This window comes from Candidatus Amarolinea dominans (assembly GCF_016704685.1).
Lineage (GTDB): Bacteria > Chloroflexota > Anaerolineae > SSC4 > Amarolineaceae > Amarolinea > Amarolinea dominans.
Genome location: NZ_JADIZS010000002.1, coordinates 45,862 through 68,974 on the forward strand (window position 1 = coordinate 45,862; position 23,113 = coordinate 68,974).

Below are 23,113 nucleotides of genomic sequence, written 5' to 3' on the forward strand. Positions count from 1 at the left end.
GTGAGTCACGGCCGCTGCGACGCCTGCCGTGCTGTGTTGGCTGACATTATACGCAAGTGGGGCGATGTCTCAAGTTGACGCAGCGCGCTCATCAGCTTTTGGCAAAACGACAAACCTGCGGTATCTTTTGTGTAAGGAGAGGACGATGCGACACGATGGGACGCGAACATTGAATTTTGCCCACCGGGGCGCGCGGCAGGCGGCGCCCGAAAATACCCTGGCCGCGTTTGGCCGGGCCGTTGACCTGGGCGCGGACGGCATCGAGCTGGATACGCTGCTCAGCCAGGATGGGGCGCTGGTGGTATGTCACAACTTCGATGTGGATGAAACCAGCAACGGCAGTGGCCGCGTCCACGATCTACCGCTGGCTGCGCTGCGTGAGCTGGATTTTGGCGGCTGGTTCGATCCCGCGTTTGCCGGCACGCAGATTCCGACGCTGGATGAAGTGTTCGATCTGGTGGGGAGCCGTGCGCTGGTCAATGTCGAGATGAAGACGCTCAGCCTGCGCTCTGACGGCCTGGAGGCCGCACTGGCGGGTCTGGTGCGCCAGCGCAACCTGTACGATCAGGTGATCGTGTCGTCGTTCAATCCTTTCGCGCTGATCCGCCTGCGTCGTCTTGATCCACGCATCGAAACCGGCCTGCTCTATTCCACCGACCTGCCGTTTTACCTGCGCCGGCCCTGGCTGCTCCCCTGGGTGCGGCCGCAGGCCCTACACCCTGAGCACGTCTTGGTGGGTGCGGCGTACATGGCCTGGGCGCGGCGGCATGGCTACGGCGTCAACGTGTGGACGGTGAACGAAGAGGCGGACATGCGCCGTCTGCTGGCGCTGGGCGTGACCAGCATCATCACCGATGTGCCTGACCGCCTGCGGCGCGTGCAAGCCGGGCGCTAACCCGGATTACACGCTCGATTCCCGATACGTGATGGGCACGCCGTCGTGGGCGCCATCCGCGCTGCGCACCCCGCGCGTGCCCAGGCTGGGGATGGGCGCCAGCAGCAGGCTGACCGCCTGGCCATTTTCCGCAAAACCCAGGTCGCTGAGCAGACCGAGCGTCACGCCGGTCAGGCCGGCGGCCTCGCACGCGACGCGGAAACAACCCCAGCGCGCGGCCACGGCCAGCGCTTCGGCCAGCAGGTCGTGACCAACCTCGCCCGCTTCGCCATCGGCAATAGCCATATCTGCGATCCACAGCTCCGGCGTGAGCCAGTTGGCGCGCGGGCGCAACGCGCCCAGCAGGACGCCCACTACCTGATCCTGTCGTTCGGCGACGCGTGCCAGCGCGCTGGCCTGGCCCAGCCATTCGCGGTAAATGGCTGCCACGGCCGGGACCTGGTCAGGCGTCGGCCTGGGCCGGCCAGTCTGGGCCAGCAGGGTCATCATCCCGACGATGTCCTGCTCGGCCGCCGGCCGGATGAGCAGCGGGGCCGGGGCATCCTCCATCTCAGCCTCCATTGCAGCCCCCATCGCAGCCGCGGTCAGGACATGCAAATCTGGTTGCTCGCTCAATTTTCCGCGCAGTGACTGTCGTTTCATGGCTGACGTTCCTTTCTCGCTGGCGCCTGGCGGGTGAGCTGCTGGCGCAGGGCGCTGGCGGTGTTCACCGGCAGTTGACAGGTGTGGTTTTCGCACACGTAGGCGGTGGCCTGACCGCCCACCTGGTCGCGGCCGGCGAGCATGGGGATCAAGGCACGGGCGGCGCGATCATCGGCCGGGGCCACGGCCACCAGGGTGTTGGGCAGATAGGTCCGCCAGACTTCGGTGAGCAGGGCCTGGGTGTCTGGCGCAGAAGCGGCGCCGATGATGGCGATTTCGGCCGGGGGAGCCAGATAGGAATCAAGCACGCACAGCAGGCGGCTAAACGCGCCGGGCGCCTGCATCATACCTTCGTGTAGAAGTTGCAGCACCGCGACTCCGTGGCGCTCATACGTCTCGTGACCCAACAAACGTCCCAGGTGCAGCAGCACCCCGGCGGCGCTGGCATTGGCCGACGGCATGGCGTTGTCCACCACCTCCTTGGGGCGGGCGATGAGGGTTTCATGGTCATCGCTGGTGCTGAAGAAGGCGCCCAGGTCGGCATCCCAGAAATGCTGAAGCATGAGGTCGGCCAGGGTCTGTGCTTCATGCAGCCAACGCAGGTCGAAGGTGGCCTGATAGAGCGCCAGGAGGCCTTCGGCCAGCAGCGCGTAGTCTTCCAGATAGGCGCTGAGTTTGGCCTGACCATCCCTGTAGGTGCGCAGCAGGCGGCCGTTTTGCGGATCGCGCAGGCGGCTGAGCAGGAAGGTGGCCGCGGCCAGGGCCACCTGGCGATAGTCGTCGCGTCCCAGGATGCGCGCGGCATCGGCAAAGGTCGCCAGCATCAGTCCGTTCCAGGAGGTCAGCACCTTGTCGTCGAGACCCGGCGCCACTCGCTGCTGGCGGGCGGCGAAGAGCTGCGCGCGCCCGCGTTCGATCACGGCTGCCAGGTGCTCCGGCGTGATCCCGGCCTGGCTGGCAACCACAGCCAGTGGTTTCTCGACGTGCAGGATGTTCGTCATCTCGAAGTTGCCGCGCGCCGTCACATCGTAATAGCGGCCAAACAGCTCCGCGTCCTTCTGGCCCAACAGGTCGCGTACTTCGGCCTGGGTCCAGACAAAAAACTTGCCCTCCTCGCCCTCGCTATCGGCGTCCTGCGCGGTGTAGAAACCGCCCTCCGGGCTCGTCATCTCGCGCAGCACGTAGGCCAGGATTTCTTCGGTGATCTGGCGATAAAGAGGCTTACCGGTGATCTGAAAGGCCAGGGCGTACACGCGTGCCAACTGGGCGTTGTCGTAGAGCATCTTCTCGAAGTGGGGCACCAGCCAGTGTTCGTCGGTCGCGTAGCGATGAAAACCGCCGCCAAGCTGGTCGTAGATGCCGCCGCGTGCCATGTGCTCCAGGGTCTGTTCGGCCATCGCCAGGGCGTTGGGCTGACCGCTGCGGGCATGATAGCGCAGGAGGAATTCCAGGGCCATCGAGGGTGGGAACTTGGGCGCCTGGCCGAAGCCGGCGTCGCGCGTATCGAAACGGGCGGCCAAGTCCTGGTAGGCGTGATCGAGCACCTGGGGGGTTAGCGCCGCGCTGGAGGGCTGCACGAGCGTGGCCTGGCGCAGCATCTGACGAATTTGTTCAGCGTTGCGCTGAATGTCCTGGGGACGACGCTGGTACGCGGCGGCCAGGTTCAGCAGGAGTTGGCGAAAGCTGGGCATACCGTAGCGTGGGGCCGGCGGGAAGTAGGTGCCAGCATAGAACGGCACACCGTCGGGCGCCAAGAACAGGGTCATGGGCCAGCCACCGCTGCCGGTCATGGCCTGCACCGCGTCCATGTAGATCGCGTCCAGGTCGGGGCGTTCTTCGCGGTCCACCTTGATGTTGATGAAATGGCGGTTCATCAGCGCGGCCGTGTCGGGGTCCTCGAACGATTCATGCGCCATGACGTGGCACCAGTGACAGGTGCTATAACCGATGCTCAGGAGAATCGGTTTGTTTTCGTCTCGGGCGCGGGTCAGGGCTTCCTCGCCCCAGGGATACCAGTCCACCGGGTTGTGCGCATGCTGGCGCAGATAGGGACTGGTTTCGCTGCTCAGCCGGTTGCTGAACAGTGGTTCGCTGCCAACGTGCTGGACGGTCCGCTGTGATGTCATCCTTGCTTTTCCAACGAGTGAGATAACGAGTGAGATATTGAGGCGTTATTGTACCACAGCCACACGGCGGCGGCAACGGAGGGCCGTATACCTCTGTGATCTCAATTTCAGGTTTTGCCTCCCCTTCTGGTAAACTAGGAGTAACAATCGCGATCACGTCGCTTCATCATTGTGCCGCCGCTCCCCGACAGCGGATGAATGCAAGGCCGGCCATCCTGGACACCTGCGCCAGCAGGTTGAGTGCAGTGTTTTGCATCTGCTGGTACGGGTCTGTTGGCCTTTTCAGAGGAGGCACGCATGCTGGAAAAGATCAATCTCAGCAAAGAACTCAAGCGCAAAGAATGGAAAGAACTGCGACGCCCGCTTCAGCATCGTCTGTATGAGCTGGCGCAAGCAGCATTCGACACCGGGATACCAACCATCGTCGTTTTCGAAGGATGGGATGCTTCGGGCAAGGGCACCAGCATCAATTTATTGACCCAGCGGCTCGACCCGCGCGGATTCAAGGTGTGGCCGGTGCGCGCGCCGCGCACCCATGAACAGGCCCACCCCTGGTTGTGGCGCTTTTGGAACAAGCTGCCCAACCGCGGCCAGATTGCCATCTTCGACCGCAGTTGGTATGGCCGTGTGTTGGTGGAGCGGGTGGATCGCCTGACGCCTGAAAGCGAATGGCGCAAGGCTTACCGGGACATTGTGGATTTCGAGCGCACCCTGGCCGATGACGGTCACATCCTGGTGAAGTTCTGGATGCATATCAGCAAGAAGGAGCAGCGGCGGCGCTTCAAGGCCCTGGAGAAGGACCCGCTGCAAAGCTGGCATGTGCAGCCGGAAGACTGGGAGCATCATCACCAGTATGACAAGTATCTGTTGGCGGTGGAAGAGATGCTGGAGCATACGGAGACCGAGTGGGCGCCCTGGACGATCATCGAGGCGACTGATCAGTATCACACCTGGTGGCGTGTTTTCACCGAGGTGGCCGATGCGCTGGCCCGGGGGCTGAAGCTGCGGGGCATTGACCCCGAGTCGGTGATTTCACCGCTGGCGGCCGCAGGCGCGGAGTCAACGACAGATTCGCCGATGGCGATGAAGACGGCGGCTGAAGAGGCGGCCACGGCCGATGTGGGCACGCCGGGCATTACACGGATGACAGACAACGATGGCGACGCGCCGAACGGCGACGCGCTGGCGCAGGACGACGATGACGACGTTGATTGAGCAACAGGGAAACCACGGAGGTGCAGCCATGTCTTCGATTCTATCACAGGTAGATCTGACACTCAGTTTGAGCGAGGATGAATACGTGGAACAGGTGGTGCGCTACCAGGTTGCCCTGAGCCAACTGGGCTACCAGGTTTATGTGCAAAAGCGCCCGGTCGTCATGGTCTTCGAAGGCTGGGACGCGGCGGGCAAGGGCGGGGTGATCAAGCGCATCACGGAGAAGCTCGATCCCCGCGGCTATGCGGTGTACTCGATTGCCGCGCCGCAAGGCGAGGACAAAACGCATCATTATCTATGGCGTTTTTGGCGCCGTTTGCCGGAGCGGGGGCAGACCGCCATTTTCGACCGCAGTTGGTATGGCCGGGTGATGGTGGAACGGATCGAGGGCTTTTGCCAGGAGGCCGATTGGAAGCGGGCTTATCGCGAAATCAACCAGTTCGAGCGCCAACTCGTGGACTTCGGCGCCATCATCTTCAAGTTCTGGGTTCATATCAGCCCGGAAGAGCAACTCAAGCGCTTCGATGAGCGCGCGGGCACGCCGTACAAGGTGTGGAAGCTGACGGAGGAGGATTGGCGCAACCGCGATAAGTGGAATCGTTACGAGGAAGCCGTGGATGAGATGCTGCTCAAGACCAGCACCCTGTCCGCGCCGTGGACGATCGTCGAAGGGAACAACAAATGGTGGTCGCGCGTCAGGGTTTTACGCACGGTGGTTGACAGCCTGGTGCGCGAGTTGAACTATACGCCCGACATTCTCAAGGTCAAGGGCGCGAAGAAGGGTTCGAAGAAGAAATAGGAGCGCATGCCGGCCGGCGCCGCGTGGCGACATGACTTATATCATTGGCACGCCGCGCGGCCCCGTGCTATAATTCGCCTGCAAGCAGATGCCGTGCGGTGGCGCGTGAAACCACCCGAATGGCTTGTCGAGGCCTGTCGAGGCATGTCAAGGCCTGTCAATGAAGCCAAGGCCCGTGAACGTTGCGAGGTGTGTTTTGCAGGATACCCTCATTGGGCGCCGCTTGAACGCAAGCGGCGCTGCTTTCCATCTTGTGGACTGGCCGACTCTTTCCTCCTGCGGCCTGCCGCTTGGGCTACCCAGGCCCAAGCGGACCTCTTTTTTCGCTCCTCTCGCTGGCAGCACGTCCGACGGCTTTCACTTCTTGTTGACGCGTACCCCAATGAACCCTCGCCACCGCGACCGATATCTGATTCACTGTGATTGTTGCGCACGGTTGTGCGCATTGCGCACGGTTGTGCGCACCGCTTGCCCCGCACCATCCGGGTGAGGCGAGTTCATCTTTGTACAACGATGTATGAGGAACAACGTATGGATAACAACAAGCCCAACCCCTTCGAGATTGCACAGCGCCAACTCGACGAAGCCGCCGCGATTCTAAAACTCGATCCGGCGGTGCATGAACTTCTGCGCTGGCCGCTCCGCGAATTGCATGTCACCCTGCCAGTCAGGATGGATGATGGCATCACCAAGATCTTTCACGGTTTTCGCGTGCAATACAACGATGCACGCGGGCCGACGAAGGGCGGTCTTCGCTTCCACCCTGAGGAGACCATTGACACGGTGCGTGCCCTGGCCGCATGGATGACCTGGAAGACGGCCGTGGTAGATATTCCGCTGGGCGGCGCCAAGGGCGGCGTCATCTGCAATCCCAAGGAGATGTCGGCCGGCGAACTGGAGCGCCTGAGCCGCGCCTATATCCGTCAGGTGGGCCGCATTATTGGACTCGAAAAGGACGTGCCCGCGCCGGATGTCTACACGACACCGCAAATCATGGCGTGGATGGTAGACGAGTTCTCATTCATGCAGGGCTACAATGAGTTTGGCGTCATCACCGGCAAGCCGCTGGCCCTGGGTGGCTCGGCGGGCCGCGGTGACGCGACCGCACGCGGTGGCATCTTCACCTTGCGTGAGGCCGGCAAGGTGCTGGGCATTGACCTCAAGGGCGCCACAACGGCGGTCCAGGGCTATGGCAACGCCGGCTCCTTCGGCCACAAGCTGGGCGAGGAACTGCTCGGCCTCAAGATCGTGGCCGTCTCAGACTCGCGCGGCGGCATCTACAGCAGCCAGGGCCTTGATTACGGGAAGGTGATGGCCTTCAAGCAGGAGACCGGCTCTGTGGTGGGCTTCCCCGGCACCGACAAGCTGACCAACGAAGAGCTGCTCGAACTCGATGTGACCGTGCTCATGCCCTCCGCGCTGGAGAACGTCATCACTGAGGCGAACGCGGCCAACATCCGCGCCAAGATCAGCGTCGAGCTGGCCAATGGCCCCACGACACCAGAAGCCGATCGCATTCTGCACGACCGTGGCGTCTACGTCATCCCGGACTTCCTGTGCAATGCCGGCGGCGTCACCGTCTCCTATTTCGAGATGGTGCAGAACGCGTATGACTACTACTGGGATGAGGACCTGGTGCATGAGCGCCTCGACCGCAAGATGACGACCGCGTTCCATGCGGTGCATAAGATGGCGCAGGAGCGTGGCGTCCACAACCGGCTGGCGGCCTACCTGGTAGCCGTCAATCGTGTGGCTGGCTGCGGGCTGGGCTCCTCTCGCTGGGCGGAGGGGGGAGGGCCTCACCTCAACCCCGGCCCCTCCCTCCGGGGAGGGGGACCCTTCTCTGGAGGAGAAGGGGGGAGAGGCTCACCTCCCCGGCCCCTTCTCCTCTCCGCTGGGCGGAGAGGAGAAGGGGGGGAGTATCAGAAACAATTTCACATCAGGGGGTGTGCCGATGCACCGAGTGTCAGCACACCCCTTTCTCGTTTTCCACAGATGCTTGTGAGCAGGCAAAAAAACGATGCCAGAACTGCCATCAGATGCACCTCCGATCTTAGAAGTCTATCTGCAGTTGTCGCAATATCCGATTTTGGCGCGGCAGATCCGGCGGCGTATGCGCGAGGAGATCTATCGGCGCGGCATTACCACCTCTGAAAAATTCGAAAATGAGGCCCGCGACAAGGCCATCAAATCGCAGCGCCGCGAAGGCATGATGAACCCGCTGAGCGAAGAGGATGCCGATCAGTGGGAACAGCGGCTGCAGCACATTCGCAATTATCTGACCGATTTCTACTTCGCCTATAACCTGCCGTTCGACCTTTTGCAGCGCCTGATTGACGAGGCGATCGCGCAGCGCCTGCCCGGCGGCGACAGCAGCACGCGTTTGACCTTCAACCCGGAGTTGGCGCCGCTCGATTTCCTGTTGCGCAAGGCGCAGCAGTACGAAAACTTGCCGCCGGAGAAACTGGAGCAGGTGAGCCACCACCTGGAAGAGGTCATTGTCGTGCTCACCAAGACGATGATCAGCGACCAGTTGAGCTTCGTACACCTGGCCAAGGCCTGGTTCACCGCGGCTGACTTTCGCTACATCCAGGCGCGGCGCATTGGGGGGAGGCAAAATTGGGGGCAAAGCCGCGGGCATGCTGCTGGCATGGAAAATTCTGCAGACTGCTGCCCCGCACCTGGCGCGCCAGGTGCAGATTCCGCGCTCCTACTTTATCGGCGCGGATGTGTTCTATGACTTCCTGTCGCTCAACGACATCGAGTACATCAACCAAAAGTACAAGACAGCCGAGGAAATTGCCGCGGACTACCCGGTGATCGAGCATGCCTATGCACAGGCTCATTTGCCCGAAGCGGTTACGGCGCACCTGAGCGATATTCTGCGTGAGGTGGGCAAGCGGCCGCTCATTGTGCGATCTTCCAGCCTGTTGGAGGACAACTTTGGCACGTCGTTTGCCGGCAAGTATCACAGCTACTTTTGCCCCAACCAGGGCACGGCCGAGGAAAACCTGGCTGCGCTCACCCTGGCGATCCGCCGCGTCTATGCCAGTGCGCATAATCCCGACGCGTTGCTCTATCGCCGGCGCATGGGCCTGCTCGACTATGATGAGCGCATGGCGATTCTGCTGCAAGAGGTGCAGGGCCAGGCCTACCGTGACTATTTTTTCCCGGCGGCGGCCGGTGTCGCGTTCAGTTTTGCCCCCATCGTTTGGAACCCGCGCCTGCGCCGCGAAGAAGGCTTCGTGCGCCTGGTCATGGGCCTGGGCACGCGGGCCGTCGAACGCGTGGGTGAGGATTACCCGCGCCTGGTGACGCTCAGCCATCCCTTGCTGCGGCCTGAAGTCTCCCCCAGCGCCATCCGCCGCTACTCGCAGCGCCTGGTGGATGTCATTGATCTCAAGAAGAACGAACTGACCACGCTGCCGCTGCGCCAGGTCATTGATTGGCAGTATCCGCCCCTGCGCTGGCTGGCTTCGGCCGACAAGGGCGACACGCTGCTGCCGATCTTCTCGCTTGGCCCTGAGCTGGCCTCCGAACGACTGGTGCCGACGTTCGACAACCTGCTGCAGCGCACAAGTTTTGTGCCGCTCATCAAAGAGGTGTTGGCCACCCTGGAACAGCACTACGGCGCGCCGGTGGACATGGAGTTTGCGCTCAGCTTCATACCCGGCGCCAAGCAGCCAGAAATTGCCTTTCACCTGTTGCAGTGTCGCCCGCAAAGCACGATGAACGGCGAAGTGATCAGCGCGGCGCCTGCAGACCTGAATGAGGCCGATCGCTTCTTGCTGGCCCACCGCATGGCGCCCAAAGGCCGCGTGCCCAAGATCGAGTATGTTATCTTTGTGGACCCCACTGCCTACGGGAATCTGCGCCAGCCTACCCAACAACTTGAGGTGGCGCGCTGTGTCGGGCGTTTGAACCGGGCGCTGGCGAAACACCCTTTCATGTTGATCGGGCCAGGGCGTTGGGGTTCGGCCAATCTCGACTTGGGCGTGCCGGTGACCTATGCGGATATTTTCAACGCCAGGGCGCTCGTCGAAATGGCCGTGGCGCATCGGGGCATCACGCCGGAGCCGTCCTACGGCACCCACTTCTTTCAGGACCTGGTCGAGTCGCGCATCTACCCGTTGGCGCTTTATCCGGATGACGGCCGCGATTGGTTGAATCAGGCTTTCCTGAACCAGGCGCCGAATCAGTTGGTCGCCCTGACGCCCCAGGATGCCGCCCTGGCCGGCTGTGTCAAGGTCATTCACATCCCGACAGCGCGCGACGGACAGGTGATGGAGCTGCGCATGGATGGCAAGCTGGGCGTGGCCTATTTCACCCGCGCCACGGAATAGGGGCCGGCCATCGCCCCGGCGCAGGGTAGACAGCACGCGCCTCGTTGCTTTGACGGGCTGCACTTCATCGGGTAAAATCTCCACACCAGATTGTGTCAATCCCCCCATCTGGCGTGTGCGTAGATTTTTGATCGAGGTGTTAGATTGAGTAAATTTTACTACGGCGGGCAGGCGGTCATGGAAGGGGTGATGATGCGCGGACGCCAGCGCATGGTCGTTGCTGTGCGTAACCCCAGCGGTGAGATCGTGATACACGAAGAGCCGTTGACGGCTCGCATCTATACCAGTTCGTGGGGCCAATGGCCGTTCGTGCGCGGCCTTTCATTGCTCTGGGATACCCTGGGCCTGGGCATGCGCGCGCTCATGTGGTCGGCTGACGTGGCCATGAGCGAAGAGGAACAGAAGATCGAGTTCAGCGGCCCCGTGGCCTGGACCACGGTGGCTTTCTCCCTGTTGGTTTCCATCGGCCTCTTCTTCCTCTTGCCGACATCCATCGCCCATTTTCTGGAACGCTGGTTCCCCGGGCAGCTCGCCAGCGCCGCCATCGAGGGTGTTGTGCGCCTGGGGCTATTCGTGGCCTATTTGTGGGCCATCGGTCTTATGCCAGACATCCGCCGGGTCTTCATGTACCACGGCGCCGAGCACAAGACGATCAACGCGTACGAGGCCGGCGTTGCCCTGACCCCGTCCGAAGTACGCAAGTTCACGGTGCAGCATCCGCGCTGTGGCACCAGTTTCCTGTTCATCGTGGTGGCGCTCTCGATTGTGCTCTTCGCGCCGTTCCATTTCGACCAGTGGTATCTGCGCCTGGCCTCGCGCCTGCTGCTGATTCCGGTCCTGGCCGGGATCGCGTATGAATTCATTCGCTACACCGCCAGTCATCTCGATAATCGCCTGGTACGCGCGCTCATTCAGCCCGGCCTGTGGCTGCAAGGGCTGACCACGCGCGAGCCGGATGACTCGATGCTGGCCTGCGCCATCGCCGCCCTGGTTCCGGTGCTGGCTGCCGATGGCATTCAGGTTGAAATGCCGGCCAGGACGGCGCCCGCAGCGATGCCGGCGCCGCTGGCCGCGTAAGCGATAAGTGCTCACGCGTTTTAGCGTACAACCCGTGCTAAAACCCTGACTCAATCACGAAATCATCGTCAACAAAGGAGTATCACGATGCGCAACAAAATTACAATTGTCGGCGCCGGTATGGTCGGCGCTTCCTGTGCAGCCTGGTTGGCCGAGCGCGAGCTGGGCGACATTGTCCTGGTGGACATCCCTCAGACCGAGGATATGCCCAAGGGTAAAGCCCTGGACCTGCTGCAGGCCGGCCCGATTGTCGGTTACGACACGCGGGTGACTGGCGCCACCTCGTATGATGCGACGGCCAATTCCGACGTGGTGGTTGTCACCGCAGGCGTGCCGCGCAAGCCAGGCATGACGCGTGAGGACCTGGTCGGGATCAACACGCGCGTCGTGCGCGCCGTGGCCTCACAAATTGCGGCCACCTCGCCCGACGCGATCATCATTATTGTCACCAACCCGCTTGATACCATGACCCATGTGGCCTTCCAGGCATCGGGCTTTCCCAAGAACCGTGTGGTGGGACAGGCCGGCATCCTGGACAGCGCGCGCATGCGCACCTTTGTGGCTCAGGAACTGGGCGTCAGCATCGAAAACGTGCAGGCGTTCGTCCTGGGCGGTCATGGCGATGAGATGGTGCCCCTGGTACGCTTCTGCAACGTGGCCGGCATTCCCATCAGCGAGCTGATGCCGGCCGAGCGTGTGGCAGCGATCGTGGACCGCACGCGCAAGGGCGGCGGCGAAATCGTCAATCTGCTGAAGACCGGCAGCGCCTATTACGCTCCTGGCGCAGCCGCGGCCGAGATGGTGGAAGCCATTCTCAAGGACAAGAAGCTGATTCGCCCCTGCTCCGCATACCTGGATGGCGAGTACGGCCAGAAGGACATCTACTTCGGCGTGCCGGTCGTCCTGGGCCGCAACGGCGTGGAGAAGATCATCGAAGTGGCCTTGACCGATGATGAGAAGGCGATGCTGCAGAAGTCGGCCGATCTCATCCGCAGCACCATGAGCGTCGTGCCGCCCGCCTGACGCCGCGAACCTGTAGGTCCGGCCTCCTGGCCGGACGACGTTGGACGAGAGAAGCAGGCCCTGCGGCAGAGGGCGTCGTCACGCCGGAGGCGTGACCTACGGGCCGGGGGCTGCTGTAAACAAGAACGAACGAGCCGTGGGGGTCGCAGATGTGACCGCCGCGGCTCGTTTTGCGTCTATCTGGCAAGGCATTGAAGCAGGGAGAGCGAATAGGATGGACATTCAGGGCAAAGTGGCGCTGGTGACTGGCGGCGCGATCCGCGTGGGCAGGGCGATTGCGCTGGGCCTGGCGCAGGCGGGGGCGGATGTGGTCATCGCCTATCACACGTCGGTGACTGAGGCGCAGGCCACGGTGGCCGAGATCCATGCGCTGGGCGTGGCTGGCCTCGCCATCCAGGCCGATGTCTCGGATGTGAGCCAGGTGCAGGCGCTGGTGGAACAGATTGAGGCTGTATTTGGTCGCCTGGACATCGTGGTCAACAGCTCGTCGCGTTTCCAAACCACGCCGGTGATGACCACCACCATCGAGGAGTGGCGCCAGGTGCTTGGCGTTCTCCTGGATGGCCCCTTTTTCCTGGCCCAGGCCGCGGCCCCGCTCATGCAGGCGCAAGGCGCGGGCGTCATCATCAACATCCTGGACCTATCGGCCTTCGAGCCGTGGCCCAACTTCATCGCGCACAGCGTGGGCAAGAGCGGCCTGCTGGCACTGACGCGCGGACTGGCGCTGGAACTGGCGCCGGCGATTCGCGTCAACGCGGTGGCGCCGGGCGCGGTTCTCGCCCCGTCCCATTACGACCCGCAGAAGCTGCAGCAGGTGGCAGACCGCACGCTGCTCAAGCGCTGGGGGTCCCCGCAGGACGTGGCTGATGCCGTCGTCTTCCTGGCCCGCGCAGATTACATCACCGGCGAAACGCTTATCGTGGACGGCGGCGAACAGTGGGGTCGCCCTCACAAAGCGAGCGACTCTCAGCTGAACCAGTAAACGAAGATCGAGGTTTTGAATTTTCCGTACACGGTAGTAGAATCATGACAAGTGCTCTTGCCCTTATGGCACAGAGGGGCTTTCGGGCAGTCCGCGGCATTTCGATCGTGACGAGTGATTAAGGCGATGGGGCGTTTGAGCGACAGGCGTTTGCCTTCATTGCGACCACTGCATCCGGATCATCATCTAGTCGAGCTGAAACTTGATTTGTTTCGGCGCTTGACGACCGATGTGTTGATTGATTCGTTGCGCCCTGGTCAGGCCGGATCACTCAAAACCAGCATGGATGGCACGATTCTGGATGGTCATCATCGTCTAAAAGTGTTGCGTGAGCGAGGTGTTGATGTTGATGTCTTGCCCCGTGAAGTGATTGCCAAAGGTGGTGTTTTATGAATGCGATTTACTGGCTAGATGGTCCCTGGCCCGGTCGTTTGGCGATCGTTGGCCGGCCGCGCGGGGACGACTGGCTGTCCGATGAGATCGGCCACTGGCGACGAAACGGCATTGATGTCGTTGTTTCGCTGCTTACGCCCCATGAAAGCAGCGAATTGGGACTCAGCCAGGAAGCGACCATGAGTTCGCAGCAAGGAATCCAGTTCTTGTCCCTTCCCATTCGCGATCGCGCCGTGCCGTCATCGTTTGGCGAGATGCGGACATTCGTCGAAAGAACCGCCGCGCTGCTGTCCGAGGGCAAAACGGTCGCGATTCACTGCCGTCAGGGGATTGGGCGCTCCGCAGTTTTCGCCGCGAGTTTGTTGGTCAACGCGGGCGTCAATCTCGAGCGCGCCTTCCAGCAGATCGAAAGCGCAAGAGGCGCGGTGGTGCCAGACACGCCAGAACAGCGCCAATGGGTCGAGAAGTTTGCCGGAACGATTCAATCCGCCCTCTCACACCGCTAGATCAGCCGCCTGCCAGAATCTGCCGCGCCTGGCGTAACTGTGTCTCGACCGCGGCGGCGGCGGTGCCGCCGGGCGTGGCGCGCTGCTCCACCGAATGGTTGAAATCCCACAGCGCGGCCACATCCGCGCCAAACTGGGGCGAGATAGCCTGCAGCTCGGCCAGCGGCAGGGTGCTGAGGGTCAGGCCCAACGCCTCGGCCCGGCGCACCGCTTGCCCCACCAGGTGATGCGCCTGGCGAAAGGGCGTCCCCTGGCGCACCAGGTAATCGGCCAGGTCAGTCGCCAGCATGTCGCTGCTCAGCGCGGCCTGCATGCGCGCCGGATTGACCTGCAGGGTGCGCAGGACGCCGGCCGTGACCGGCAGCGCCAGCGTCAGGGTAGTCACCGTGTCGAACAGCGGCTCCTTGTCCTCCTGCAAATCCTTGTTGTAGGTCGAAGGCAGGCCCTTGAGCGTAGTCAGCAGGCTCACCAGGTTGCCCAGCAGGCGGCCGCTCTTGCCACGCACCAGCTCCATCGCGTCAGGATTGCGCTTCTGCGGCATCAAACTGGAACCGGTGCTGTAGGCATCAGCCACGCGCACGAAGCCGAACTGCGGGTTCGACCACAGGATCAGATCTTCGGCCAGACGGCTAAGGTGAATGCCGAGCAGCGCGGCCCAGGCCAGGAATTCCACGACAAAATCACGATCGCTGACCGCGTCCAGGGAGTTGGCGCTGATGGCGTCGAAGCCCAGCTCCGCGGCCAGCGCGACGCGATCCACGTTGAACGGCGTGCCGGCCAGCGCGCCCGAGCCAAGCGGGCAGACGTTGACCCGACGACGCACCTCGGTCAGGCGTTCATGGTCGCGCTGCCACATCCAGAAGAAGCTGAGCGCCCAATGGCTGAAGCGTATCGGCTGCGCGGGCTGCATGTGCGTCGTGCCGGGCATGAGCACAGCGAGATGCGCCTCAGCCAGCGCGATGACGGCCGCCTGCAGGTCGCACAGCGCCGCGGCCAACTGGTCAATTTGATCGCGCAGCCACAGGCGCACATCGGTGGCGACCTGGTCGTTGCGACTGCGGCCGGTGTGCAGTTTGCCCGCGACGCCGCCGATGATCTCGCCCAGGCGCCGTTCGACCGCGGTGTGGATGTCCTCATCGCCGGCATGAGGCGCGAAGACGCCCCGTGCCCACTCCTCCGCCACGGCATCCAGCCCGGCCAGGAGTTGGTCGCGCTCGGCCAGGCTGATCAACCCGGCGCGGGCCAGCGCCCGTGCATAGGCCTGGCTGCCCCGGATGTCCGCCGCCCACAGGGCTTGATCGAACGGCAGCGACGCGTTGAACTGCTCCATCAGGCTGTCAGGCGCAGCGTCGAAGCGGCCGCCCCACAGCTTGGGCGAAGATGCGGCGGGGTCCGGGTTTTGGTTCTCTATCATGTGCATGTCCTTATCAAACCTCCAGCCGGGACGGGCCGCCGCGCACCGTCTGGGAGCCACGCCAGACCCAGAGTTGCCCAGCTCGACAGGTCGTTGAGGCGTTTGATCTCGTCGTCGGCCAGGCCCAAGCCCACCGCACCCAGGCTTTCGTTGAGTTGTTCCACGCTGTTGGCGCCGATGATGGGCGAGGTGATGACCGGCTGCGCCAACTGCCAGGCCAGCGCGATCTGCGACACGGTCCTGCCGTGCGTCCGGGCCAGGCTCTCCATCGCCTCCAGCAAGACCCAGTTACGCTCGGTGAAGTAGCGGCGCACGCTGTTGGCGCGCGCGGACTCGGGCAGCGGCTGATCCTTGCGGTATTTGCCGGTCAGGAAACCGCCGGCCAGCGGGCTATAGGGGATGACGCCAAGCTGCTGCTCGCGGCAGAGATCGGCCATCTCACGCTCGAACTCAGCGCGGTGAACCAGGCTGTAGTGCGGCTGCAGGGCATCATAGCGCGCCAGGCCCAGCTTGTCGCTCTGCCAGAGAGCCGTGGTCAAGCGCCAGGCCGGGAGGTTCGAACAACCGATGTAACGCACCTTGCCAGTACGCACCAGGTCATCCAGGGCGCGTAAGGTTTCTTCGATTGGCGTCTCCGCGTCGTACCAATGAGTCTGATAGAGGTCAATCCAGTCGGTCTGCAGGCGGCGCAGCGAATCTTCACAGGCCTGGATGATGTGCGCCCGGCTCAGGCCTTCACCGTTGGGGCCGTCCCACATGCGCCCGCGCACTTTCGTGGCCAGCACCACCTGCCGCCGGTTGCCGCGCTGTTGTAGCCAGCGGCCGATGATTTCCTCAGAGATGCCGCCGGGATTGCCCGGATGCCAGCGTGAATAGACGTCTGCGGTATCAATGAAGTTGCCGCCGGCCGCCACAAAGGCGTCCATCACCTCGGCCGCCTGGGTTTCATCCGCGGTCCAGCCAAACTGCATCGTGCCCAGGCAAAGAGCCGAAACTTCGAGGCCCGTGCGTCCCAATTTACGATATTCCATGGTTTTTCCTTTCGTCGTTCTCTCTCGCGTCCCCGTCTTGTGATCCTACGTCCGATAATGCCCGTTGATGTCCACATACGCGTGGCTCAGGTCACACGTCCAGACCGTGGCCTGACCTGCGCCAAGCCCCAGCTCGATCAGCACTTCAATTTCTGGCTGCGTAAAGCGCGCCGTGGCTGCGGCTTCGTCATAAGGCAGCGGTTGCCCCGCGGCCACCACTTGCAGCGGCGTCAGGTTGAACGCGGCGCTGCCAAAGTGCAGCGCCACTCGATCGGGGTCAACCTGCGCGCCCGAATAGCCAACGGCGGCCAGGATGCGACCCCAGTTGGCGTCGCCGCCGTAGAGGGCCGTCTTGACCAGCGGTGAATGGGCGACCGCCTTTGCGGCCAGGCGAGCGTCTGCGTCCGAGGCCGCGCCGCTGACGGTGATGGCGGCGAACTTGGTGGCGCCCTCGCCATCGCGCACAATCTGCTGCGCCAGGCTGAGGCAGACGGCGGTCAGCGCCTGCTGAAAGGCCATGAAAGCGGCGGAATCTGGCGTCAAGGAGGCGTTGCCGGCCGCGCCATTGGCCAGCAGCGCCAGCGTGTCGTTGGTGCTCGTATCGCCATCCACCGTGACCGCGTTGAAGCTGCGGTCAACCGCGTGGCGCAGCGCCCGATCGAGCGCCGCCGGCGTGATCGCGGCGTCTGTTAAAACCACGCTGAGCATGGTCGCCATGTTGGGGTGGATCATGCCTGCGCCTTTGGCCATGCCCCAGAGGTGGACGGTTTCACCGCTCGCCAGGGTGAACTGGCCGCGGGCGGTCTTGGGCCGCGTGTCGGTGGTCATAATAGCCAGCGCGGCGCGGTCAAGCCCGTCAGCGGCCAGCGCGTTGACCGCGTCCGGCACGCCGCGCAGTAGTTTTTCCAGGGGCAGTTGCACGCCAATGACGCCGGTGGACATCACCAGGCAGGCCGTGGGCGGCAGTCCCAGCGCCTGCTCGGCCAGCTCGGCCATGCGCCGTGCGTTGGCCAGGCCCTCCACGCCGGTGCAGGCATTGGCGCAGCCGCTGTTGATGAGCACGGCCTGCATCGCGTCGCTGTTGACCGCCAGGATATGCCGGTCATACTCCACCGGCGCCGCGGCGAACTTGTTCTGCGTAAAGACCGCGGCCGCCGCGCACGGCAGTTCGGAAACGATCAACGCCAGATCGAGCGCGCCGGTCCTCTTGATGCCGGCCGCCACGCCGCTCGCCACAAAGCCGGGTATCGTCACATCACTCATCCAATCACCTCCGCGCGGCGCGTTCAGGGTTCGTTAGATTATTACTTCTCATGTTTTTCAGCGTTTTCTCGGCAAAATGCGGGAACTACGTCTTCTACGAACCCTTAGTCGCGCTTGAACTGCGAAAAGTCGGGCTGCCGGTACTTGCTGACGCCGCTGCCCTCGATGTCAATCATGGCCTGCACCTTCAGCGGCAGGCCGAACAGCTTGATGAAGCCTTCGGCATCCTGCTGGTTGTAGACATCGTCCTGATCGAAGGTGGCGTAATCCTCGCGGTAGAGGCTGTGCGGCGACTGGCGGCCGACCAGGATGGCCTGGCCCTTGTAGAGCTTGAAGCGCGCGCGGCCGCTGACGTTGTGCTGCGTGACGTTGACGAACGCGTCCAGCGCCTCGCGCAGCGGGGTGAACCACTGGCCGTTGTAGACCAGGTCCGCATACTTGAGCGCCACCTGCAGCTTGTAGTGCAGCGTCTCGCGGTCGAGCACCAGTTCTTCGATGCCCTGATGGGCCAGGTAGAGCAGAGTACCGCCAGGGGTTTCGTAGACGCCGTGCGACTTGATGCCGACCAGGCGATTCTCCACCAGGTCCACGCGGCCGATGCCGTGGCGGCCGCCGATAGCGTTGAGGGCCTCCATGATGCCGAGCGGGCCGTGCGCCACGCCGTTGACGCGCACCGGCAGCCCTTGCTTGAAGTCAATCTCCAGGTATTCAGGCTGATCGGGCGCCTGCTCTGGCGCGACCGAAAGCTGGTGCATGGCTTCTTCCGGCTCCAGCCAGGGATTTTCGAGCAGGCCGCCCTCATGGCTGATGTGCCAGAAGTTGCGGTCCCGGCTGTAGATGGACTTCTCCGTGGCGGTGACGGGCACGTTGTGCTTGGCCGCGTACTCCAGTGCATCTTTGCGGCTGCGAATCTCCCACTCGCGCCAGGGCGCGATGATGCGCAGCCGCGGGTTGAGCGCCATGACCGTCAGTTCGAAGCGCACCTGGTCATTGCCTTTGCCGGTCGCGCCATGCGCCACCGCGTCAGCGCCCTCCGCTTCGGCTACCTCCACCATGCGCTTGGCGATCAAAGGCCGGGCGAAGGAAGTGCCCAGCAGATATTTGCGTTCATAGATGGCGCCCGCGCGCAGGGTGGGAAAGACGAAATCGTTGAGGAATTCGAGGCGCAAGTCTTCGACATAGCACTTGCTGGCGCCGGAAGCGATGGCTTTGGCCTCCAGACCGCTCAGTTCTTCCGCCTGGCCCAGGTCAGCCGTGAAGCAGACGACTTCGCAGCCGTAATTTTCGCGCAACCAGGGAACGATGACCGACGTGTCAAGGCCGCCGCTGTAGGCCAGCACGCACTTTTTGATTTGGTGACGAACAGACATGATTGGATGAACTCCTTTGCTTGCTTGTATGGCACAAAAAAGCCACGCAGGGGACATTTCCCCTCGTGGCTTGGACGGCTACAGGTCAACGTGACCGCGTTGGTCAACGCCGCAGAGGCGTGCGACCAAACCGGTCATAACCGGCAGCCGTGCGCCTGGGCCTCCTGACGAGTCGAGCAGTCGTGATCGTAAACATGGATGTAATGTACACGAAGAAGGGGAGTTTGTCAAAGAGATGATGAGAGGGAATCCAGGTTTGACAGGGCCAAGGGATGGGCGTACACTTCCTGGAGTGACAGGGCCACAAGGGGTGACGTTTCTAGTGGAACCGATACTGTTTCCTGCTTCAGTAGAGAGGTTCAAATGATGAATTCCAATGGAGACAACACAATGGCGCTCTACGATCTCTCGCTGCTGATCGAAGAGCTGAACGACGGCAACGATTATCGCTATGTGGGCAGCAGTCCTGATCTACCGAACCTCATTGTGGTCGGTGATACTGTTGATGAAGTGCTATCACTGGCCCCTTAGGTGACTGCGGCGCTAATCGCTTCGATGAAAGCAGCGGGCGATCGTTTGTCGAATACCTTACAGAGCAAGAACAATGCCGAAGAAGCGTTTTGTACTTGACACCATGCCACCGCGACTGCTGGAAATCGCCTGGAAAGGTGGATGGTTTCGTGTCGAGTCAGACATCGTAATCAGGTGTGATGGAATCATGGTGGGTAGTAACCTCCAGCCCGATGATCTACTTACCGGCCATGATATTGTCGTTGCTGATGGCACGCCGCTGACGGTGCGTCTGATAGACCACCGAATCCAGGTCTTCTCTAACGAAGCAAGACTGGTAGAAAAGGAATCTCAGTGGGCCTTAGTCATGCTGTTCGGCCCTGGCCTGATCAGTCTCGTCATCGGTCTGCTAGCGATAATTCTTGGGGTTGAACCATTCGCCACGCCTCTCCGCTACCCGTCTTCCATCGCCTGGATCACCGTGCTGACGCAGTTCATGCATGATGGGTACGGTTATGTGCTCTTGGGTATTCTGGTCATTGCGATTGCCTGGCGAAACACTCGCCGGCGCAACGAGAAAATCCTGGCAATCTTCCTGCCATTGATGATCGTTTATGGTGTGATAGACGATGTAATCATTGATTCTCAGCAGAACGGACATCCCAACCTGGTGGGGGTCATTCTCTGGCTGGGGCTGGCCTGTTTTGGCCTGGCTATTTTTGTCAAGACGATCTCGGGGCCGAAAGATCGTCTCGAAGGGCAGCTGAAGCAGGAGGTGCGCGTGTTCAGCACGCAACGGCGCCTTCAGCGGGCGGCCCTGCCTGATCAGCGTTTTCGATCAGGTGGTGACTGACGTCATCTATAACCTGACAAGTTTTGTGAATGCGAGGAGAAACATGCAAACCTACCGTGCTGAGACAACTATTGCTAAAGATGGAACCCTTGCTATCAAGGACCTACCATTCTTGATAGGTGATAAGGTCGAGATTATCGTGCGCAGTTACAAGCGCGAACAAAAACACAGTCCGCGTTATCCTTTGCGTGGTAAACCGATCAAGTATACTGGCCCCTGTTGGAGTGTCGCCGAAGCTGAGTGGGAAATACTGCAATGATTGTCCTGGACACACATATATGGGTGTGGTGGGTACATGGCGATGAACGACTCAGCCAAACGCGAGCGGAGATTATTGAGACTCATGAGGCGGATGTTATTGGGGTCAGTGCCATTTCATGTTGGGAGATAGCGAAACTGGTCGAATATGGGCGGTTGGAACTCCCCTGTGCAGTAGATGAGATGAACAAGTATACTGCAAGCAGGCATGAATTGCGCCTGTTTCCTTGGGCGGAAAAGTGAAGTCTATTCCCACTTGCAGTATATCATCCCGCGCTGTAATGCGCCACGTGTAGGCGGCAATAGGGGCCGGCTCTGCACGGGTGATAGGGGGCCACTCGGGCTTGCCGATGAGGGGCAGTCGTCGAGTCCCTGCACCCTGGCACAACATGCGGATCAAGCCATTCCGTGCAGCCTTTCGCCAGGCTCAGGGAGCGCCGACTGGGGAGAAGCTGGGCTGATTGAGAGCGTTGACGGCCCCGGCGACTGACGGTTGCCGAATAACAAAGGCGCCGGTTGCAGCACGGAGCTGATCGGTGAACCAGACTTGATCCTGCGCTACCGGACAGGAGGTGTCCCAGAACCAACGCAAACGCTGCAGTCCCTTCCCCGAGAGACAGTGGTTGGGGCCGTCAATAGTTGGCAGCGGGTGCGGGCGAGTGGTACAATTTGCTCTCTACGCCCTCCATGTGGTGCATGTGGCGCCGCGCATGACCGAACTTCCCCGGGAGCGCAAACGCGACGATGACGGCCTACTACACCGGACGGCACGAAGACGTGGAAGGTTGGAAGTGGAGGCAAAATGACATGCTGACGCAGGTCACGATATCTGGTTACAAAAGCCTACAGGGTTCGACTGCAAAGTTTACGCCGTTTACTGTGATCGTCGGACGTAACAATACCGGCAAGAGCAACTTGTTCGACGCGCTGCGGCTGCTCTCGCATTTGGCCGAGATGCCAGTAGCAGGCGCCTTCAAACCCGAGCGGCATCGCGGCGACCCTGTGGAATCCTTCTTCACTGAAAGCCAACCACGATTGAGCCTGGTTTGTGAGTTCGACCTGACCGGTACGCCTCACCCGTTCTACGGAGATCAGCCGCTCACCCATCCGAACCTACATTATGAAGTCGAGATCGTCTTCCGCAACGGTCTGCTTGAGGTGGAGACGGAACAGCTCAGAGGCCGCACGGTGTCGGGAATCAAGTACCGTCCTTTCATCACGACAGGGAGAATCGGCAAACACCGCGACGCCAATAGCGGAACCGCGGATCGAGGTGGCAAGCGACAGGTCTCGGTCAATCGCGACACGGCGAAATCAGGCAAGTCTCGCCATTTTCCCTCTCCAGCATCGCGCTCTGTGCTAACAATGATTGATGATGCCGAACTGTATCCACACGTTGTCGCTGTGGCACGCGAATTAAGCTCATGGCGGTTTTTTCACTTCGAGCCGGAAGCCCTGCGAGAACCTTCTCCCGCGATGGATATCCTCGAATTGGAGCCGAGCGGACGTGGACTGTCCGGCTTCTACGATACGCTGAGCAGTCGAGATACGGCGCGCTTCGCGTCGGCTGAGCGTGCCCTCCGACGGGGCATTCCAGAAGCAAAGGGCATCCGTTTACTAGATACAGGCGACCGTCGTCGCCTGTTGGCAGTGATACGCGACGATGGGCGTGAGTTCACCGCCCGAGTGCTTTCGGATGGCACTCTGCGCTTTCTCGCGCTACTGGCATTGGCTTACGCGCCGCAGCCGCCCGGGCTGGTATGCTTCGAGGAACCGGAGAACGGCGTACATCCCGGACGGTTGCCCTTCATCGCAGACACCTTGCGCGGGATCAGTGAACGCGGCATGGACGGCGGCCGGCGCGCGCAAGTGCTGGTCAACTCGCATTCGCCCTACCTCGTTGATCTGCTCGATCCAGCCGAGATACTGCTGGCGTCGCTCACGGAACGCGGGCAGACGAGATTCGCATCAGTCGGCCAAGACCTGTTCACGAGTCATCCGATCCTCAAGAGCATTCTTGAAAGCGGTGAGCAAACACTGGGCGAACTATGGTCTCAGGGGAGCTTCGATGTCGAGTCTTAAGTTGGGCTTCGTGCTGGAGGGCAACAGCGATTATCCCGTCATTCCTTGCCTGGCGCGTCGGGTTGTGGCAGAGAGCTTCCCGGTGATCGCTCTGGCGTCGGATTCGGAAGCAATCCGCCTACCCGTGCTACGGCAGAGATGCCCCCATTTTGATGAGTTTGCGCGCAACTTGATCGTCTGCGTCCGAGAGTGGCAACGACTGCAACTCCAGGGCCTGAGCACCCCATGAATTACCGCATTGGCGATTCCGTTCGCGGCGGCTGGACCGCGGTAACCGTGGCCGTGGCCTGCGGGGGGCGCCCAGCGGCTAATCCGGGTAACAACCGGCACA

General features: G+C 61.8%; 21 protein-coding genes and 1 pseudogene. 16 read left to right on the forward strand and 6 right to left on the reverse strand.

Features of this window, described 5'->3' with window-relative positions:
- Positions 1–145 precede the first annotated feature (145 nt).
- On the forward strand, positions 146–895 hold the full coding sequence (locus tag IPF85_RS01805) for a glycerophosphodiester phosphodiesterase family protein (RefSeq protein ID WP_343406350.1): 750 nt from the start codon (positions 146–148) through the stop codon (positions 893–895).
- Between the two features lie 6 nt (positions 896–901).
- Here IPF85_RS01805 and IPF85_RS01810 read toward each other — a convergent pair whose 3' ends face one another.
- Both IPF85_RS01810 and IPF85_RS01815 read right to left on the reverse strand, forming a co-directional pair.
- The gene (locus IPF85_RS01810; protein ID WP_343406351.1) at positions 902–1,537 is read right to left on the reverse strand and encodes a hypothetical protein; all 636 of its coding nucleotides are present in this window, start codon (positions 1,535–1,537) and stop codon (positions 902–904) included.
- Positions 1,534–3,663, reverse strand: a complete 2,130-nt coding sequence (locus IPF85_RS01815) for a thioredoxin domain-containing protein (protein WP_343406352.1) — start codon at positions 3,661–3,663, stop codon at positions 1,534–1,536. Before IPF85_RS01815 ends, IPF85_RS01810 begins: the two co-directional genes overlap by 4 nt.
- Positions 3,664–3,960: 297 nt before the next feature.
- Between IPF85_RS01815 and IPF85_RS01820 the strand changes: the two genes are divergently transcribed.
- The 10 genes and pseudogenes from IPF85_RS01820 to IPF85_RS01865 all read left to right on the forward strand — a co-directional run bounded on the left by IPF85_RS01820 (position 3,961) and on the right by IPF85_RS01865 (position 14,001).
- Complete coding sequence (locus IPF85_RS01820) at positions 3,961–4,878, forward strand: hypothetical protein (protein WP_343406353.1); 918 nt, start codon at positions 3,961–3,963, stop codon at positions 4,876–4,878.
- Positions 4,879–4,906: 28 nt separating this feature from the next.
- Complete coding sequence (locus IPF85_RS01825; protein ID WP_343406354.1) at positions 4,907–5,677, forward strand: hypothetical protein; 771 nt, start codon at positions 4,907–4,909, stop codon at positions 5,675–5,677.
- Positions 5,678–6,208: 531 nt separating this feature from the next.
- A pseudogene (locus IPF85_RS01830) lies at positions 6,209–7,432 on the forward strand (Glu/Leu/Phe/Val dehydrogenase); the annotation flags it as partial.
- A 358-nt stretch (positions 7,433–7,790) separates the two neighbouring features.
- Positions 7,791–8,417, forward strand: coding sequence for a hypothetical protein (locus IPF85_RS01835; protein WP_343406355.1), 627 nt, complete (start codon positions 7,791–7,793; stop codon positions 8,415–8,417).
- Positions 8,317–10,020 carry a PEP/pyruvate-binding domain-containing protein gene (locus IPF85_RS01840; protein ID WP_343406356.1) on the forward strand — a complete coding sequence of 568 codons (1,704 nt, stop codon included), beginning with the start codon at positions 8,317–8,319 and terminating at the stop codon, positions 10,018–10,020. The genes IPF85_RS01835 and IPF85_RS01840 overlap by 101 nt, the downstream gene beginning before the upstream one ends.
- Positions 10,021–10,164: 144 nt before the next feature.
- On the forward strand, positions 10,165–11,097 hold the full coding sequence (locus tag IPF85_RS01845; protein WP_343406357.1) for a DUF1385 domain-containing protein: 933 nt from the start codon (positions 10,165–10,167) through the stop codon (positions 11,095–11,097).
- A gap of 87 nt (positions 11,098–11,184) precedes the next feature.
- Entirely contained in the window at positions 11,185–12,120 is a 936-nt protein-coding gene (gene mdh / locus IPF85_RS01850) for a malate dehydrogenase (protein WP_343406358.1), read from the forward strand.
- A gap of 214 nt (positions 12,121–12,334) precedes the next feature.
- On the forward strand, positions 12,335–13,102 hold the full coding sequence (locus tag IPF85_RS01855; RefSeq protein ID WP_343406359.1) for an SDR family oxidoreductase: 768 nt from the start codon (positions 12,335–12,337) through the stop codon (positions 13,100–13,102).
- A gap of 135 nt (positions 13,103–13,237) precedes the next feature.
- The gene (locus IPF85_RS01860; protein WP_343406360.1) at positions 13,238–13,495 is read left to right on the forward strand and encodes a hypothetical protein; all 258 of its coding nucleotides are present in this window, start codon (positions 13,238–13,240) and stop codon (positions 13,493–13,495) included.
- Entirely contained in the window at positions 13,492–14,001 is a 510-nt protein-coding gene (locus IPF85_RS01865) for a dual specificity protein phosphatase family protein (RefSeq protein ID WP_343406361.1), read from the forward strand. The genes IPF85_RS01860 and IPF85_RS01865 overlap by 4 nt, the downstream gene beginning before the upstream one ends.
- A 1-nt stretch (position 14,002) precedes the next feature.
- On the opposite strand, the gene argH is transcribed toward IPF85_RS01865, so the two are convergent.
- From argH to IPF85_RS01885, 4 genes are all read right to left on the reverse strand, one after another.
- Complete coding sequence (gene argH / locus IPF85_RS01870; RefSeq protein ID WP_343406362.1) at positions 14,003–15,415, reverse strand: argininosuccinate lyase; 1,413 nt, start codon at positions 15,413–15,415, stop codon at positions 14,003–14,005.
- Entirely contained in the window at positions 15,412–16,446 is a 1,035-nt protein-coding gene (locus tag IPF85_RS01875) for an aldo/keto reductase (protein WP_343406363.1), read from the reverse strand. Before IPF85_RS01875 ends, argH begins: the two co-directional genes overlap by 4 nt.
- 45 nt (positions 16,447–16,491) lie before the next feature.
- Positions 16,492–17,709: a bifunctional glutamate N-acetyltransferase/amino-acid acetyltransferase ArgJ gene (argJ, locus tag IPF85_RS01880; protein ID WP_343406364.1), complete on the reverse strand. Its 1,218-nt coding sequence runs from the start codon at positions 17,707–17,709 to the stop codon at positions 16,492–16,494.
- A 104-nt stretch (positions 17,710–17,813) separates the two neighbouring features.
- Complete coding sequence (locus IPF85_RS01885; RefSeq protein ID WP_343406365.1) at positions 17,814–19,079, reverse strand: argininosuccinate synthase; 1,266 nt, start codon at positions 19,077–19,079, stop codon at positions 17,814–17,816.
- Between the two features lie 390 nt (positions 19,080–19,469).
- Here IPF85_RS01885 and IPF85_RS01890 point away from each other — a divergent pair, with 390 nt between their 5' ends.
- The 5 genes from IPF85_RS01890 to IPF85_RS01910 all read left to right on the forward strand — a co-directional run bounded on the left by IPF85_RS01890 (position 19,470) and on the right by IPF85_RS01910 (position 22,782).
- A complete protein-coding gene (locus tag IPF85_RS01890; RefSeq protein WP_343406366.1) occupies positions 19,470–19,610 on the forward strand; it encodes a hypothetical protein in 141 nt (46 codons plus the stop codon).
- A 73-nt stretch (positions 19,611–19,683) separates the two neighbouring features.
- Positions 19,684–20,442: a hypothetical protein gene (locus tag IPF85_RS01895; RefSeq protein WP_343406367.1), complete on the forward strand. Its 759-nt coding sequence runs from the start codon at positions 19,684–19,686 to the stop codon at positions 20,440–20,442.
- Between the two features lie 43 nt (positions 20,443–20,485).
- Entirely contained in the window at positions 20,486–20,701 is a 216-nt protein-coding gene (locus IPF85_RS01900) for a hypothetical protein (RefSeq protein WP_343406368.1), read from the forward strand.
- Positions 20,698–20,943, forward strand: a complete 246-nt coding sequence (locus IPF85_RS01905; protein ID WP_343406369.1) for a PIN domain-containing protein — start codon at positions 20,698–20,700, stop codon at positions 20,941–20,943. Before IPF85_RS01900 ends, IPF85_RS01905 begins: the two co-directional genes overlap by 4 nt.
- Positions 20,944–21,444: 501 nt before the next feature.
- Positions 21,445–22,782: an AAA family ATPase gene (locus IPF85_RS01910; RefSeq protein ID WP_343406370.1), complete on the forward strand. Its 1,338-nt coding sequence runs from the start codon at positions 21,445–21,447 to the stop codon at positions 22,780–22,782.
- The last annotated feature ends 331 nt before the right edge of the window (positions 22,783–23,113 follow it).